Origin of the sequence: Streptomyces sp. 35G-GA-8, from assembly GCF_023534745.1 — a bacterium.
GTDB lineage: Bacteria > Actinomycetota > Actinomycetes > Streptomycetales > Streptomycetaceae > Streptomyces.
On sequence record NZ_JAMHJQ010000006.1, the window covers coordinates 428,647 to 444,702 of the forward strand.

A 16,056-nucleotide genomic window follows, 5' to 3' on the forward strand; every position below is an offset into this window, starting at 1 on the left:
CGGCCGGGAACTGAGCGTTCGTCAGACCCTGACTTGGTCTAGACCTTGACAGGGTCCGCACAATTCCGGTTTGGTTCCCTCACCCCCCATGGCGAGCGCCGGCAGCGGCTGCTCGCGCGAAGGAGTGAGTCGTTTGAGACAGCGAGTCCTTGCCCTCCTCACGGCGATGGTTTCGGCCCTCGCCCTCGCCGTGTTCCTGCCCGCCTCCACCGCCTCCGCCGCGACCTGCGGCCCCGGCTGGACCGCCTCCGCCGTCTACACCGGCGGAAATGTCGCCTCGTACAACGGTCGCAACTGGTCGGCGAAGTGGTGGACCCAGGGGGAGACCCCCGGCACCGCCGATGTCTGGGCCGACCAGGGCAGTTGTGACGGCTCCAGCCCCGGTGGCGGGTCCGGCGGCAGCTGCGACTATCCCGCCTGGGTCGCGGGCCGCGCGTATGTCGCCGGCGACATCGTCAAGTACACCGACGGCAAGTTCTACCGGGCCGAGCACGACAACCCGGGCTACGACCCGGTCATCAGCACCTGGTACTGGGAGCCCTACACCTGTGGCACCACCCCGCCGCCACAGGGCGGATTCGTGGTCAGCGAGGCCCAGTTCAACCAGATGTTCCCGAGCCGGAACTCCTTCTACTCCTACAGCGGTCTGACCGCCGCCCTCGGCGCCTACCCCGGTTTCGCGAACACCGGCAGCGACACGATCAAGCGCCAGGAAGCCGCCGCGTTCCTGGCGAACGTCAGCCATGAGACCGGTGGGCTCGTCCACATCGTCGAGCAGAACACCGCCAACTACCCGCACTACTGCGACACTTCGCAGCCCTACGGCTGCCCCGCCGGACAGGCCGCCTACTACGGACGCGGCCCGATCCAGCTGAGCTGGAACTTCAACTACAAGGCCGCGGGCGACGCCCTCGGCATCGACCTCCTCAACAACCCCTGGCTCGTGCAGAACGACTCGGCCGTGGCCTGGAAGACGGCTCTCTGGTACTGGAACACCCAGACCGGACCCGGCACGATGACCCCGCACAACGCCATGGTCAACAGCCGCGGCTTCGGCGAGACCATTCGCAGCATCAACGGCAGCATCGAGTGCAACGGGGGCAACCCCGGACAGGTGCAGAGCCGGATCAACAACTACCAGCGCTTCGTGGGGATCCTCGGGACCACTCCCGGGTCCAATCTGAGCTGCTGAGCATCGTCCGAGCAGAGGCCGGTCCGAGGGTGTTCGCCACCGTCGGACCGGCCTTCGCGTACGTACGAACGTTCCCGGCCCCTGCCGGTTCCGCGCCGGAGAACTGATCGGCCGCCGTGTCGTTGAGCCAGTCGGGTCACGGCCCGTTCCCGCGCGCTCGCCGCGTGACGGAGCCGTCGCCCGGACCGAGCGGCGCACGACGAGGGAAGGCCTTCATGCAGGCGGGAATCCAGGCGGAATCGGACCGTACAAGGCCCTCCGGACAGATAGCGGCCCCCGCACCGGGCGCCGCCGCGACGGATCCGTCACGGCGCGCCAGGACGCGACGCGATCTGCTGCGCGCGCTCTTCACCCTGGGCATGGTCACGGGCACCTCCGGGGCGTTGGCGCCCATCCTCGAAGCGGGGCGCGGGAGCGTCGGCGCGGTGGCCGGAGGCCCGGCACGGAACGCGGAGACCGGGAACGACCGGGCCTTCGAGGAGATGTACCGAGGACGGCATATCCGGATCGGGCGCTCGGGCACCGCGCGCCCCGGCTCCGTCACCACGGTCGCGGCCGGTCCGGACGCCTCCGTCCTGTCGCCTCCGTCCCCGCCCGACATCCGGATCGACGGCCGGCCGCTCCCGTTGACGCGGCGGGCCGACGGCGGCTATCTGAGCGTGGTCAACCACTACGAGTCGTTCCCGACCCCGCTCGCGGCGGCCCGTGCGGCGGTCAGGGATCTCGGGGGCGCGCAACTGGCCCTCGACGGACCGGTCCACCACATCTGACCCGTCCAGCCACCCCGTCTCACCGGATTCGACGGCTGGAGGGCCGCCTCACCGATGTACATCAGAAAGAACCAGCGGAATCTCACCAGCGCCGAGAAGAAGAGGTTCGTCGGCGCCGTCGTTGAACTCAAACGCCGTGGTGAGTACGACGAGTTCGTCCGGCTGCACCTCCAGTACCACACCTCCGACGCGGAGGGCGGACCGCGCGCCGCGCACATGGCCCCGTCGTTCTTCCCCTGGCACCGCCGCTTCCTGCTCGACTTCGAGCGCGCGCTCCGCCGGGTGGACCCGAGGGTGAGCGTCCCGTACTGGGACTGGACCACCGACAACACACCCACCGCCTCACCCTGGACCGAGGACTTCCTGGGAGGCACCGGCCGACCTCAGGACCAGCAGGTCGTCACCGGTCCGTTCGCCTACACGTCGGGCAACTGGACGATCAGGGGCGGGGTGAGGGAGGGGAAGTTCCTCACCCGCGACCTCGGCCGTCCCTCCGACCCGGTCGCACTGCCCACCGAGGACGAGCTGGCCTGGGCGATGAACGAGCAGGTCTACGACGCGGCCCCCTGGGACTCGACGGTGGCCTCCGGCTTCCGGAACAGGCTGGAGGGCTGGACGTCAGGAGGCGACGAGCCCTGGTGCAACCACAACCGGGTCCACCGCTGGATCGGCGGCCATATGCTCGGCGGTTCCTCCCCCGACGACCCTGTCTTCTGGCTCCACCACGCCTTTGTCGATCTGCTCTGGGACCGCTGGCGGAGCAAGCACCCGAAGGCGACCTATCTGCCGAAGTCGAAGCTGGGCGCCGGAGATCCGCAGAGCGGCCGGGCGATCAGTCTGGTGGAACCGATGCCGCCCTGGAACGTCACGCCGTCCGAACTCCTCGACCACCAGGACCTGTACCGCTACGAAGCATGACACCCGGTACATGGGACGGCCCCCCGCGTGGACACACGGGGGGCCGTCCCTCACCGACCGCGCGCGACTCCGGGGCCGCGCGTCGTCATCGGCGATCAGCCGCCGTAGCCGCCACCGTGGTGCTCGCCACCCTTGTGGTGCTTCTCGCCCGACAGGTTGACGCAGTGGTTGCCGAACGCCGGGTTGAGCAGACCGACCACGTCAATGGTGTTGCCGCAGAGGTTGATCGGGATGTGCAGGGGCACCTGGACGACATTGCCCGACACGACACCGGGCGAGCCGATGGCGGCCCCCTGGGCGTCGGCGTCGGCAGCGGCCATACCGGCGCCACCGGCCAGCACGGCGCCCGTGCCGACGAGAACAGCTGTTGCCTTCGCGATACGCGACATCAAGAATCTCCTTGAACCGTTTGGAGCACAGCCGCACGATGTGCGGCCTCACGCCCCTTCAACGCCCCGATTCACGCCCGGTAACGGATATTCGGGGATCCGGTTCCGATCACTCCCAACGTCACCTGGTCAGCGCAGCAGACTCAGTCCGCCGACTGAGCGGCGTCCTCAGCCGGAACGCCTCGGCTGGAGCGTGGTCGCGTACGCCCCGCCCCGTGCCAGCAGCTCATGGTGGCTGCCGGCCTCGACGATGCGGCCCCGCTCCATCACGATGATGCGGTCCGCGTTCCGGATGGTGGACAGCCGGTGCGCCACGACGAACACCGTCCGGCCCCGTACGAGACGGGACAGCGCGTCCTGGATCAGCCCCTCCGAGGTGTTGTCGAGGGCCGAGGTCGCCTCGTCGAGCACCAGGATGCGGGGATCCCTGATCAGCGCCCTGGCGATCGCCAGCCGCTGCTTCTGCCCGCCCGACAGCCGGGCGCCGCGCTGCCCCACCACCGTGTCGAGGCCGTCGGGCAGTCGCTCGATGAACTCCATCGCGTTCGCGGCGAGCAGCGCCCCGCGCAGCGCGTCCTCGTCGGCGCCGCCCTCCAGACCGTAGGTGACGTTCTCCCGGATGGTTCCCTCGAAGAGGATCGACTCCTGCGGTACGACGGACAGGAAACGGCGGTAGGTGCGCAGATCCAGAGAGGCCATGTCGGTCCCGTCGAGCAGTATCCGCCCCTCGGTGGGCCGGATGAAGCCGATCAGCAGATTCAGGATCGTGGACTTGCCCGCGCCCGACGCACCGACCAGGGCTATGGTCTCGCCCGGCCGGACGGACAGCTCGAAACCGCGCACCGAGTGCTCCGTCGCCTCCGGGTAGCGGAAACCCATCTCCTGGAAGTCGATGCGCCCGCCGATACGGTCGACGGACGCCTTGCCCTCGTTGCTCTCCAGGTCGGGCGCCTGAAGCACCTCACCGATCGAACGCACCGACTCCAGACCCTTGGCGATGATCGGGGTCAGATTCATCAGGGTCGTCAGCGAGGCGGTCAGCGCCGTGAAGAAGGCGCTGATCATCACGACGTCGCCGGCCGAGAGCCCCAGCCATCCGTAGTACGCGACGACCGCCGACCCCGAGAGACAGCCGACCGCCATCGTGTTGAGCAGGATCCAGGAGAGCGATCCGAAGCGGCCGTTGAGCAGATCGAGCCGGAACCCGGCGGAGAGCACCCGCTCCAGGGTGTGGTCGACGCGGTGCAGCGCGGTCCGCTCCAGACCGTGGGCACGGGTGATCGGGATGAGCGTGGTCATCTCACCGACACGTGAGGAGAGCTGCTCGATCTCCAGCCGGAACTCCTCGTTGTTGCTGCGGATCCGGGAGCGCAGCCGGCGTACCAGCAGGGCGGCGAGGGGCACGACGACCAGGAACACCGGCAGTACGACGGGGGCGCGGTACCCGATCACCGCCAGTCCGCCGATCAGCGTCATGATGGCGCCGAGCCCCATGTCGGCGCTCTGCTGGGTCATCTGCTCCACGCTCTCGACGTCCCGTACGACCTTGGTCTGCAGGACGCCCGCGCTGACCCGGGCGTGGTAGCCGATGGACAGGTACTGCATCCGGCGGCAGAGCGCCGAGCGCAGCTCGCGGCCCATCCGGCGGATGCTGGAGCTCATCAGGCGCGCGTACAGCAGCGCCAGCGGAAAGTTCAGCACGAGGACGAACACCAGGACCCCGGTGTTGTACCAGAGTTCGGACACCGGGCCGTGATCCACCACCACATCGATGATGTTGGCCGTGATCAGGGGGAGCAGCCAGACCGGGATGTGTTTGACGGCGAACACCAGGACCGCGAGGGACAGCCGGTGGCGGTCGGGCCGGAAGAGATAGGCGAGAGTGCGGAGCGGATGCTCCCCGGAGTAGTGATGGTCCAGTGGACTGGGACGCGGGGCGGATTCGGATTTCTGCATGGAGAGCGGAGTCCTCTTTCGACAGCGATAGCGCGCACTCGATTGCAGACACCCAGTTTCCTCCGGCGCGCTCCCCGGGGGAAGCGCTTTCTTCGCCGCTCGCCCCCGGACCGGGCAGCCGCTCAAGGAGTGGGACGGGCCGATCGGTGAGATGGTGGCTCCATGGCTGATCGGGGCGCACTTCCGGCTGCCGTGTCGCTGCCGGACGACTGGCCCGCCCATCCGGACCTGAGCCTCGCTCTCAACCGCATGGGAAGCTTCGACTGGGACATCGACAGCGGGCTGCTGCATCTGAACGTGCCCGCCCTCCAGATCCTGGGCCTTCGCCCGGAGGAGTACGACGGCAGTCCGCGCGGCCTCGCCCGCCGGTTGTCGCTGTCCGAGGCCGCCCGGCTGAAGAGCATGCTGGCGCGTGCGCTCAAGGAGGGCTCGGCGGAGGTCGCGGCCTACTTCCGGATCGTCAGGCGCGACGGATCACGCCACTGGGCCCGCGCCCAGGCGCATATCGCCTATGACGGAGCGGGGCGGCCCCGGCGGATCATCGGCCTCCTACGGAACGCGGAACACGAGCTGACCGAGGTGGCCACCAGAAGCGATCTGCACGAGGCTCGGCGCAGGATGGCCGGGGTGGTGGAGCGCACCACCGTCCTGCTGGCCCGCGCCGAGACCGTCGAGGACGTCCTCGACGTCCTGCGGGACGAGGAGGCGCTCGGCCATCTCAAGGCCGTGAGCGTCATGCTGGGCGTGGTGGAGGGCGGCCGGATCCGGACGATCGCGGAGGGCCGGGCCGGGTCGTATGTGCCGGAGCTGAAGTACACCCGGATCGACGGGCAGTTCCCGATGAGCGAGGTGGTACGCACCCAGCGGCCCCGCTTCATCACCTCGCGCGAGGACTTCCGGTCGTCCTACCCGCTGCTCTGGCCGCATGTGGAGCCGCTGTCGGTGGCTTCCGGCGCCTATCTGCCGCTGATCGCCCAGGGGAGGATGATCGGCGCCATGGGGCTGCTCTACCCCCGGCACGGCGGCTTCACCGCCGAGGAACGCAATCTCCTGGTCGCGCTCTCCAGCGGAATCGCGCAGAGTCTGCAACGCGCCATCCTCTACGAGCAGGAGCACAGTCTCTCCGAGGATCTCCAGCGGGCGATGCTGCCCCGGCGTGTCCCCGAGGTCCCCGGCGCCCGCAGCGCCTTCCGCTACCGCTCCGCGCGACTCGGCCGGAGCGTCGGCGGTGACTGGTACGACGTGCTTCCGCTGCCCGGCGACCGGGTGGGCCTGACGATCGGCGATGTCCAGGGCCATGACACGGACGCGGCCGTGGTCATGGGCCAGCTCCGCATGGCGCTCTGGGCGTACGCCGCCGAAGGGCATCCGCCCGACGCGGCGATGGCCCGCGCCTCCGCCCTGCTGCGCGAGCTGGGCACCGACCGCTTCGCGACCTGCACCTACGTGGAAGTGGACCTGTTGACCGGAGAACTGCGGATCGTACGGGCGGGCCATCTCGACCCGCTGGTGCGCCGGGCCGACGGCGGCTGCCACTGGATCGAGACATCGGGCGGGCTGCCCCTCGGACTGTCCACGGAGTTCCCGGAGCTCGGCGGGGTCAGCTATCCGGTGACCACCGGGGTGCTGGGGCCCGGTGAGACGCTGCTGCTGTGCACCGACGGGCTGGTGGAGCAGCCGGGCATCGATCTCGGCGAGAGCCTGGAAGGGCTCAGGGAGACCGTACGGACGGGCCCGGCGGATCTGGAGGAGCTGGCGGACCTGCTGTTCGCGGTGGAGCGGGAGCGGAGCGGCGGGGACGACATGGCCCTGCTGCTTCTGCGGCGGGACGGCGTCTGACGCCGGGACAGCTTCCCACGGCCGGACAGCTTCCCACGGCCGGGCAGACTCCCACGGCCGGACAGCTCCCCGTGGCCGCAGCGATTCTGACGCCGTGGTGGCGTCCGAACCCGGCCGGATCCGACGCCCCGATCCCCCCTGTCACCGCGTGTTCTCCCCGACGTCCCCACGAACCCCTGGTTCATTGGTCCGCGCACGGCAATGCTGGCGGCCGACATCGCACACGCCACGCGTATCCACCGTCTTCCAGGAGAAGTTGTGGGCCCAGGCATCGCCGGGCGGACCGCCGTGCTCTTCGCGGCCGTGACCGCTCTGACGGTGGGGGCGGTATCCCCGTCCTCCGCCGACTCCACCCCCGACCCCCGACCCCGTACCGCCGCGGAGGTGCTGCGGCCGGTCGCGCCACCACCCGCGAGCGCTGCCACCGCGGACCCGAGATCCACCGGAACCCCGCGAACCGTCGCCGACGGCGACGGCATCGAGACCGCGCGGGCCTCGCGCCCGATCGCCCCCGGCGTCCGGCTCACTTCGTACGACCGGCTGGAATCCGACAAGTGGCTGCGCGTGGACGCCCTCTCCGTCGACCTCGACGGCACCGGCGCCCAGGCCGACTACCTCTCCTCGGGCAAGGTCTCCGACCGCCGCACGGTCTCGGAACTGGCCGCCGGCCATGACGCCGGTCCCGGACGCCGTACCGTCGCCGCGATCAACGCCGACTTCTTCGACATCAACGAGACGGGCGCGCCCCAGGGCCCCGGCATCGCGGACGGCGAGGTCACGCACTCGCCCGCGCCCGGCGTCAACCAGGCCATCGGTATCGGCCCCGGGAACGCCGGACGCCTCCTGAAGCTGTACTTCGACGGCACCGTGACGCTCCCCTCGGGACCGCGCGCGCTGAACGCCTACAACGCGGCCAATGTGCCGGCCGGCGGCATCGGCGCGTACAACGCGGGGTGGGGTGTGGCGGACCGAGCGCTCACCGTGGACCGGGCGACCCCCGTCGCCGAGGCCGCCGTACGGGACGGCAAGGTCGTCTCCGTGGCGGACCGTCCCGGCATCGGAGCGATCGCCGAGGGCACGACCGTCCTGGTCGGCCGCGAAGCGGGCGCCGAGGCGCTGCGGGCGCTGCGCCCCGGCGACCCGGTCACCCTCGAATACCGGCCGCGCACCGACAGCGGATCCGTCCCGCGGACCGCGGTCGGCGGCCGTGAACTCCTCGTGGTCGACGGCGTGGCGCAGAACCACGACGGCGAGGGCAACAACACCGCCGCGCCGCGCACCGCCGTCGGGTTCTCGCGCGACGGCAGCACCATGCAGGTGATCACCGTCGACGGCCGGCAGGCCGACAGCGGGGGCGTCACCCTCACCGAGCTGGGCCTGATGATGCTGCGCGCCGGTGCCCACAGCGCGCTCAACCTCGATGGCGGTGGCTCGTCCACGCTGGTCGCCCGCGCACCGGGCAGCGACGTGCTGCGCGTGGAGAACAGCCCCTCCGACGGCAGCGAGCGCACGGTCCCCAACGGCCTGGCCCTCACCGCGCCCGACGGCAGTGGACGGCTCAAGGGCTTCTGGGTCGAGCCCCGTACCCCCGCGAGCGGCGCCCCGAGCGTCGACCCCGTCAAGGGCGGCCACCCCGAGCGGGTCTTCCCCGGACTGACCAGGACGCTCACCGCGGCCGGATACGACGAGACCTACGGGCCCGCGTCGGGCGCTCCGCACTGGCGGGCCGTACGGTCCTCGGTGGGCCGCGTCGACGCCGACGGCGTGTTCACCGCGCGCGACAGCGGTACCACCGAGGTACGCGCCGAACGCGGCCGGGCCGGCGGCGGCATGGAGCTGACGGTCCTCGACCGGCTCGACCGCCTCCAGCCCACCACCCGGCGCGTCGGACTCGCGGACACCACGGCGACCGGCACCTTCGGCATCGTCGGCCTCGACGCCCACGGCACCAGCGCACCCATCGAACCCCGTGACATACGGCTCGACTACGACCGCTCGCTCTTCTCCGTCACCGACAACGGCCGGGGCTCCTTCACCGTCAAGTCCCTGACGGGCAGCGGAGCCGGGCGTGTCACCGTCGAGGCGGGCGGCCGCACGACGGTCCTCGCCGTCAGTGTCGGGCTGGACGAGCAGCCGGTCTCCGCCTTCGACGACGCCGCGTCCTGGACCTTCGGTCAGGCACGCGCGGACGGCTCGGTCTCGGCCACCCCGGACGGGCAGACCGGCACCGGGCTCACCCTCACGTACGACTTCACCCGCTCCACCGCCACCCGCGCGGCGTACGCGAATCCGCCCCGGCCGATCCCGGTGCCCGGCCAGCCGCAGTCCTTCACGCTCTGGATCAAGGGTGACGGCAAGGGCGCCTGGCCCACCCTGCATCTCAAGGACGCCGCGGGCTCCGACCAGTTGCTGCGCGGCCCGTACGTCACCTGGACCGGCTGGCGGCAGGTGACCTTCGCCGTGCCGGCCGGAGCCGCGACGCCGCTCGGCGTGTACCGCTTCTATCTCGCGGAGACCGCCGCCACCAAGCAGTACACCGGCGAGATCGTGATCGACGGACTGACGGCGCAGGTGCCGCCCACGGTGGAGCTGCCCGCGCAGCCGCGCCCCGCCGATCCGCTGATCGACTCGGCGGCCGGCACTGACGCCAGGGACTGGCGGTTCGCGGTGATGTCCGACGCCCAGTTCGTCGCCCGTGACCCCGACAGCGCGATCGTGGCCCAGGCACGTCGTACGCTGCGCGAGATCAAGGCGGCGAAGCCCGACTTCCTCGTCATCAACGGCGACCTGGTGGACGAGGGATCTCCGGCGGATCTCGCCTTCGCCGGGACACTGCTGACCGAGGAACTGGGCGACGCCCTGCCCTGGTACTACGTACCGGGCAACCACGAGGTGATGGGCGGCACGATCAAGAACTTCGTGGACCGGTTCGGCCCCGCCCAGCGGATCTTCGACCACCGGGGGACCCGCTTCCTCACCCTCGACACATCGAGTCTGACGCTGCGCGGCGGAGGGTTGGCGCAGATCAAGGCGGTACGGGAGCAGCTGGACGCGGCGGCGAAGGACGACCGGGTCCGCTCGGTGATGGTGATCGAGCACGTACCGCCACGCGATCCGACCGTCCAGAAGGCCAGTGAGCTGAGCGACCGCAAGGAGGCGGCCCTCCTCGAACAGTGGCTCGCGGACTTCCGCCGGACGACCGGCAAGGGCGCGGCGCTCATCGGCAGCCATGTCGGAGTCTTCGACGCCTCACGGGTCGACGGCGTGCCGTATCTGATCAACGGGAACTCCGGCAAGGCACCCGCGGCCCCGGCGGGCGAGGGCGGATTCACCGGATGGTCCCTCGTCGGGGTCGACCAGGTCTCGCGGGGCGCACAGTCGGCCGCGCGGCTGGCTCCGTGGAAGGGCGGCCCCGACTGGGTCTCCGTAGGGACCCGCGCGCACACCGACGCGCTCACGCTGGACGTGCCGACCGCGCTGGCCCCCGGGCACAGTGCCCGCGCCACGGCGACCGTCACCCAGGGGACCAGGGCCGTCCCGGTCGGTTTCCCGCTCAGCGCCGACTGGACGGGCTCCCCGAACCTCCGTATCGGCGACCGGAACGGCGCCCGCTCCCGCCACGCGGCGGTCTTCGACCCGGCGACGGGCACCCTGACCGCGCTGCGGCCAGGGACGGTCGTCCTCGCGGTGACGGTCAACGGCGTCACGCGGCGGGAGGAGATCAGGATCGCGGCGACGGCCGCCGGAACGTCCGAGACGGTCGCGCCCGCGGCCTGACCCGATGAGTACGGTGGCCCGGCGTCCGGCCGGCCGGACGCCGGGCCACCGTACGCGGCGACTTTGGGACGGGGGAGCGGGACCGCGCTCGCGACTTTGGTCGCGGGGGCCGCTCCTGAAGGCCAATAGCCCTGCCGGGCTTGCCCTTTCTAGCCTCCAGGGGTGAAGACGGTATGCGGAATCCTGTGTTTCCTCCTGTTGTCCCAAGGCGTGGGAGGACTGCTGCACGAATGGACGGACGGGTGGTTCTCACTCTGGTCGCTGGTGGCGAGGATGGACTACTTCGACGGCTATGAGATCTATGTGTCCGTCGTACTGATCGTGGCCGGCCTCGCCATGGGCGCGGCCGCGGAGAGTGCGAAGAAGCGGGGACTCTAGCGCCGCGACCCGCAGCGGTTTCCGGCGGTTTCCGGCGGTTTCAGACGGCGCGCAGTGTGCCGCGCACGGGACGTGACGGCTGGAGGGTGAGGCCCGTGCGCGGCGGGATCTCGCCCTTGTCCACGTCGACATGGAAGCGCTGCGCGAGCGTCGCCAGTACGAGGACGGCCTCCACCATCGCGAATCTGGCCCCGAGGCAGGCGCGTGAACCGCCGCCGAAGGGGAACCACGCGTGGTCCGGTACGGCGGCGGCCACGTCGGCGTCCCACCGCTCGGGACGGAACGCCTCCGGGTCGGGGAACCAGCGCGCGTCCCGGTGGGCGCTCCACTGGCTGGACCAGACCACGGTGCCCTTCGCGACCGCATGACCGCCCACCGTCGAGCGCTCCTTGGCGATCCCGCTCATCAGCCAGACCGGGGGAAAGAGCCGCAGCGTCTCCTTGATGATCTGCTCGGTCCAGGGAAGCAGCCGGAGATCGTCATGGCCCGGCGCCCGGCCGCCGAGGGCGTCGTCGAGCTCCCGCGTGAGCCTGTCCCGCGCCTCCGGGCTGCGGGAGAGCAGATACCAGGCCCAGGTGAGTGTGGTGCCGGTGGTCTCGTGCCCGCCGATGTAGAGGGTGACCGCCTCGTCCCGGATCTCCTTGTCGGTGAGCGGCCGGTCCTGTTCGTCCCTGGCCGCGAGCAGTCGGCTCAGCAGATCGTCGCGCTCCTCGCCGCTCCGGCGGCGTATCCCGGTGACCCGGGCCACCTCGCGGTCGATGACGGCGACGGCCCTCCTCAGCTTCCGGCGGCCCGGGGTGGGGAGCCAGGGCGGCAGAAACAGCGTGACGCCCCGGAACTCGTCGCCGATCGCCCGCTGGGCGATGTCCATCGCCGGTCCGATCGTGGACTCGCGCCCCGCGGTGTCGGCGCCGAAGAGCGTCCGTACGGCGATCCGCTGGGTGAGCCCCAGCATCTCGTCCCGTACATCGAGACGCTGACCGGGCCGCCAGGACCGCGCGAGTGTGGCCGCGCAGTCGGTCATCGTCTCCGCGTAGCCCCGCACCTGGCGGGGGCGGACGGCGGGCTGCACCAGGGCGCGCTTGCGGCGCCAGGAGGGCCCCTCCGAGGTGACGACGCCCTCGCCGAGAACCAGCTTGAACGCCCAGCCGAGTTCGGGGTGGCGGAACTCGCTCTCGATGCCCGTGAGCAGTTCCCCGATGTGCTCGGGCCGGGAGAGGAACAGGGAGCGCTGCGGGCCGAGCCGCCACTCGACGAGGTCACCGTGGCCGCGCAGCCGCGTGAAGAAGCCGAGCGGATCACGCGCGAAGGCGGGCAGATTCCCGAGTAACGGAAGTCGGGGCGGACCGGGTACGGGCACAGTCGTCATGGCAGGGCTCCTCGGGGGAGTGGAAGGCCGCGGGACGGGAAGGGCGGAGACGACGGGACCCGACAAGCAAAGCGCCCGGCCGCGATCCGTACCAGAGGGCCCCATCGGGACAGGGCCCCTCCGACGGGCCCGGCCGACGGGCCCCTCCGACGGTGGGGGCGCGCGTTCCGCCTGCCCGGGAGCGCTCCAGGGTGGACGCTGGAGGTATGAGTCCGGTTTGCCGGCCGCAGCCGGATGTACGGAAGACCGACTTCTACCGAAAGGGCGTTTCCTCGTCATGAAAACCGTGAAACTCGGTTCACAGGGCCTCACCGTCTCCGCCGAGGGCCTGGGCGCGAGGGGCATGAGCGTCTGGTACGGCCCCAGGGACGAGCGGGAAGCCATCGCCACGCTCAACCGGGCCGTCGACATCGGGGTCACGCATATCGACACCGCCGAGGCGTACGGCCCGTTCGAGAACGAGAAGCTGATCGGACGCGCCCTGGGCAAGCGACGTGACGAGATCACGATCGCGACCAAGTTCGCCACCGAGTTCGACGACGACGGCACGCCGCACGGGCACAACGGCAGCGCCGCGTACGCGCACCGGGCGGTGGACCGCTCCCTGCGGCACCTCGGCATGGATGTCATCGATCTGTACTACCTGCACCGCGTCGACCCGAACGTCCCCATCGAGGAGAGCGTCGGGGCGATGAGCGAGATGGTGCGGGCGGGCAAGGTGCGGTACATCGGTGTCTCGGAGGCGAGCCCCGATCTGATCCGCCGGGCCCACGCGGTGCATCCGCTGACCGCGCTCCAGTCCGAGTACTCCCTGTTCACCCGGGATGTGGAGCACAACGGGGTGCTGGAGACCGTACGGGAGCTGGGCATCGGGTTCGTCGCGTTCTCGCCGCTGGGACGCGGCTTCCTGTCCGGGAAGATCAGGCGCCGCGACGATCTCGCGCCCGACGACGCGCGCCGCGGTCTGCCCAGGTTCACCGAGGAGAACATCGCGGCGAATCTGGCGGTCGTCCACAAGGTCACCGAGCTGGCGGAGGCCAAGGGCGTCACCCCGACCCAGCTGACGCTGGCCTGGCTGCTGGCGCAGCGGGTCGTACCGATCCCCGGCACCAAGCGGCGCGCCTATCTGGAGCACAACGCCGAGGCGGCCGGGATCGAACTGACCGCAGGCGATCTGGCGGCGATCGACGCGGCGGCGCCGCACGGTGTCGCGGCGGGCGACCGGGAGGCCGCTCCCCGCAGCTGACAGGACCTGAACAACGGCGTGGTCATCCGTGCCGCGCGCGTCTTCCCCGGGCTCGTCGCGGAACAGTACGTACCCCCCGGAGCCGGTCGACGGTGCCCGGTTCGAGCCGTCCGCTCAACCGTCGTCGAGTGAGGTCGAGCGCCCGAGACAGGTGAGCGGGCCGGGATCCGGCACCGCGATCTCATGGAAGCCGAGCCGGTCGTAGAAGGCCCGGGCCGAGGTGTTGGCGGTGACCATCGAGAGATGGACGGCGCCGGCTCCCCGGTCACCCAGGGCGCGCAGGAACGTGTACATCAGGGCCCGGCCAAACCCCTGGCGCTGTGCGACGGGCAGCAGATCGATATGCAGATGGGCGGGATAAGCGGCCAGTTCGGGCAGGATCATCCGCTCCGGCCGGTGCAGCAGGGCGATCATCTCCTCGCTCGGGGTGCGGGCAGGGCCGGCCGGTACCGGATAGCGGCCGGCGAGCCGCGGCAGCCACTCCTCGCGGAACGCGCTCACGAAGCCGGCGGTGTCGGCGGTGCCGAGGACATAACCCACCGCCCGGCCCCGGCCGTCGTCGAGAACGAAGGTCAGCTCGGGCTCCAGCGCCGCGTACGGCGCGGCGAAGATGCTCGGCATCAGGTCCGGGTCCGGATACAGATGCCGGGAATCCCCGCCCGCGTCGGCCGTGCGTACGCAGATGTCGTGAAGCGCGGGAAGGTCCTCGGGGCGATAGGCGCGGACCGTGGCGGTGGCGAGGAGAGGCGGCACAGCAACGCATGGTGCCAGTGCCGGGAGCGCTCCCACAAGGGCCCCCTGAACGGCCCCGTCAGCGGCTGACGAGAGCCGGAATCCGGGCCGCCGAGAATTCCACCGGAAGCGAGACCGGGATACGTGTCCACGGCGAGGGATGCCAGGCCACCTCCTCGGCGGGGATGGCGAGTCTCATGTCGGGGAGCAGGTGCAGGACCGTGTTGACGGCGGTGCGGGTGATGAGTCGGGCGGGTACTTGTGCGGGGCAGACGTGGGGGCCGGCGGAGAAGGCGAGGTGGGCGCGGTTGCCGGGTTCTCCCGCGGTGTCGTCGGGGCGGATGGCGGGGTCGTCGTTGGCGGCTGCGATGCCGAGGATGAGGACGTCGCCGCGGCGGATGCGGCGCCCGCCGAGTTCGGTGTCGCGCAGTGCGTAGCGGGCGGGCATGTTGTTCATGGGCGGGTCGCGCCAGAGGGCTTCGTCGAGGGCGTCGTCCACACCGAGCCGGCCGCCGTGCATCCGGGCGGCGAAGCGCGGATCGGTGAGCATCAGCCGCAGCGTCAGCGATGTCCACGCGTTGACGCCCTCGGTACCCGAAGAGATCATCACCGCCATCGACTGGATGCGTTCCGACTCGTTGCGCAGATTGGGGTGGTTGATGAACGCCGTCGTCAGATCGTCGGTCGGGCACTCCTGGCGACGGCGCAACGCGTCGACCAGGATCTCCTCGAAGTGGCGGTTGCCGTCCTGCGAGTCGTCGGCGCTGCCGAACAGCGCGATGAGCGCGCGCAGCAGCTCCTGGCCCTCCGCGCTGTCCAGGCCGAACAGGGACGCGATGGAGAGCAACGGCACGATCGTGGCGTAGTCGTTCACCAGATCCGCCCGGCCCTGCTGGGAGAAGCACGCGATCAACTCCGTACACACCGACTGGACCTGGCGGCGCGCCCTGCGCTGGTCGATCCGCGCCACACCGTCGTCCAGCGGCTGGCGCAGCCGACGGTGCTCGGGACCGTCCGCGCCGATGACATTGGTACGCCAGGCCATCATCGGCAGCAGCCCCGAATGCGGCGGAACGAGCCCCTCGTTGAGATCGCGCCAGTTGCGCGCGTCGCGGGAGAAGACCTGTTCCTGCCGGGTGATCGTCAGCAACTCCCGGTACCCCATGACGAGCCAGGCCGGTACGCCCGGTTCCAGCTCGACGCGGGCGACATTGCCCCACTGCTCGCGCAGTCTGCGGTAGACCTCGCGGGGTTCGGACGCGCCGGTCGCGGCCGACAGGGAAAGCACCTCCGCGCCCGGAGAGTGGGCCGGACACTCCGGCGGCGCGGGGAGCGGGGAGGGATGGTTCATGAGGCGGTCTCCTTGGCACGCACCGCACCGGCGTGCGGCGCGCATTCGACAAGGCTGATCAGGGCATCCACCGACGGAGCACGTTCACGCATGTGAGGCATCACCAAAGTCGTTTCCTCCGCTGGGCAAACGACCCACT

At 70.7% G+C, this 16,056-nt stretch carries 12 protein-coding genes; 7 read left to right on the forward strand and 5 right to left on the reverse strand.

Annotation, left to right across the window (positions count from 1 at the left end; all coding sequences use genetic code 11):
* Window positions 1-133 precede the first annotated feature (133 nt).
* The 3 genes from M1203_RS16075 (at window position 134) to M1203_RS16085 (ending at window position 2,880) form a co-directional block, all read left to right on the forward strand.
* Window positions 134-1,192 carry a glycoside hydrolase family 19 protein gene (locus M1203_RS16075; protein ID WP_249950375.1) on the forward strand — a complete coding sequence of 353 codons (1,059 nt, stop codon included), beginning with the start codon at window positions 134-136 and terminating at the stop codon, window positions 1,190-1,192.
* 215 nt (window positions 1,193-1,407) lie between these two features.
* Window positions 1,408-1,962: a tyrosinase cofactor gene (locus M1203_RS16080; protein WP_249950376.1), complete on the forward strand. Its 555-nt coding sequence runs from the start codon at window positions 1,408-1,410 to the stop codon at window positions 1,960-1,962.
* A 54-nt stretch (window positions 1,963-2,016) separates the two neighbouring features.
* A complete protein-coding gene (locus M1203_RS16085) occupies window positions 2,017-2,880 on the forward strand; it encodes a tyrosinase family protein (RefSeq protein ID WP_249950377.1) in 864 nt (287 codons plus the stop codon).
* Window positions 2,881-2,975: 95 nt separating this feature from the next.
* Here M1203_RS16085 and M1203_RS16090 read toward each other — a convergent pair whose 3' ends face one another.
* Complete coding sequence (locus M1203_RS16090) at window positions 2,976-3,269, reverse strand: chaplin (RefSeq protein ID WP_249950378.1); 294 nt, start codon at window positions 3,267-3,269, stop codon at window positions 2,976-2,978.
* A gap of 168 nt (window positions 3,270-3,437) precedes the next feature.
* Complete coding sequence (locus M1203_RS16095) at window positions 3,438-5,225, reverse strand: ABC transporter ATP-binding protein (protein WP_249950379.1); 1,788 nt, start codon at window positions 5,223-5,225, stop codon at window positions 3,438-3,440.
* Between the two features lie 162 nt (window positions 5,226-5,387).
* On the opposite strand from M1203_RS16095, the gene M1203_RS16100 reads away from it, so the two are divergent.
* The 3 genes from M1203_RS16100 to M1203_RS16110 all read left to right on the forward strand — a co-directional run bounded on the left by M1203_RS16100 (window position 5,388) and on the right by M1203_RS16110 (window position 11,219).
* Window positions 5,388-7,064, forward strand: a complete 1,677-nt coding sequence (locus M1203_RS16100; protein ID WP_308404876.1) for a SpoIIE family protein phosphatase — start codon at window positions 5,388-5,390, stop codon at window positions 7,062-7,064.
* 258 nt (window positions 7,065-7,322) lie between these two features.
* Window positions 7,323-10,841, forward strand: a complete 3,519-nt coding sequence (locus tag M1203_RS16105) for a phosphodiester glycosidase family protein (RefSeq protein ID WP_374403092.1) — start codon at window positions 7,323-7,325, stop codon at window positions 10,839-10,841.
* Window positions 10,842-11,003: 162 nt separating this feature from the next.
* Entirely contained in the window at window positions 11,004-11,219 is a 216-nt protein-coding gene (locus M1203_RS16110; RefSeq protein ID WP_249950380.1) for a hypothetical protein, read from the forward strand.
* Between the two features lie 40 nt (window positions 11,220-11,259).
* Here the strand turns inward: M1203_RS16110 and M1203_RS16115 are convergent, their stop codons facing one another.
* Window positions 11,260-12,588 carry a cytochrome P450 gene (locus M1203_RS16115; RefSeq protein WP_249950381.1) on the reverse strand — a complete coding sequence of 443 codons (1,329 nt, stop codon included), beginning with the start codon at window positions 12,586-12,588 and terminating at the stop codon, window positions 11,260-11,262.
* A 277-nt stretch (window positions 12,589-12,865) separates the two neighbouring features.
* Here M1203_RS16115 and M1203_RS16120 point away from each other — a divergent pair, with 277 nt between their 5' ends.
* Window positions 12,866-13,834: an aldo/keto reductase gene (locus M1203_RS16120; protein WP_249950382.1), complete on the forward strand. Its 969-nt coding sequence runs from the start codon at window positions 12,866-12,868 to the stop codon at window positions 13,832-13,834.
* 114 nt (window positions 13,835-13,948) lie between these two features.
* Here M1203_RS16120 and M1203_RS16125 read toward each other — a convergent pair whose 3' ends face one another.
* Entirely contained in the window at window positions 13,949-14,587 is a 639-nt protein-coding gene (locus tag M1203_RS16125; RefSeq protein ID WP_249950383.1) for a GNAT family N-acetyltransferase, read from the reverse strand.
* 58 nt (window positions 14,588-14,645) lie between these two features.
* Window positions 14,646-15,917 carry a cytochrome P450 gene (locus tag M1203_RS16130; RefSeq protein WP_249950384.1) on the reverse strand — a complete coding sequence of 424 codons (1,272 nt, stop codon included), beginning with the start codon at window positions 15,915-15,917 and terminating at the stop codon, window positions 14,646-14,648.
* Between the last annotated feature and the right edge of the window lie 139 nt (window positions 15,918-16,056).

Excerpts from the sequence above, each read along its gene's own strand:
- M1203_RS16080 (WP_249950376.1), top strand. The coding sequence starts at position 1,408 with ATGCAGGCGGGAATCCAGGCGGAATCGGACCGTACAAGGCCCTCCGGA.
- M1203_RS16085 (WP_249950377.1), top strand. The coding sequence starts at position 2,017 with ATGTACATCAGAAAGAACCAGCGGAATCTCACCAGCGCCGAGAAGAAG.
- M1203_RS16090 (WP_249950378.1), bottom strand. The coding sequence starts at position 3,269 with ATGTCGCGTATCGCGAAGGCAACAGCTGTTCTCGTCGGCACGGGCGCC.
- M1203_RS16095 (WP_249950379.1), bottom strand. The coding sequence starts at position 5,225 with ATGCAGAAATCCGAATCCGCCCCGCGTCCCAGTCCACTGGACCATCAC.
- M1203_RS16100 (WP_308404876.1), top strand. The coding sequence starts at position 5,388 with ATGGCTGATCGGGGCGCACTTCCGGCTGCCGTGTCGCTGCCGGACGAC.
- M1203_RS16115 (WP_249950381.1), bottom strand. The coding sequence starts at position 12,588 with ATGACGACTGTGCCCGTACCCGGTCCGCCCCGACTTCCGTTACTCGGG.
- M1203_RS16120 (WP_249950382.1), top strand. The coding sequence starts at position 12,866 with ATGAAAACCGTGAAACTCGGTTCACAGGGCCTCACCGTCTCCGCCGAG.
- M1203_RS16130 (WP_249950384.1), bottom strand. The coding sequence starts at position 15,917 with ATGAACCATCCCTCCCCGCTCCCCGCGCCGCCGGAGTGTCCGGCCCAC.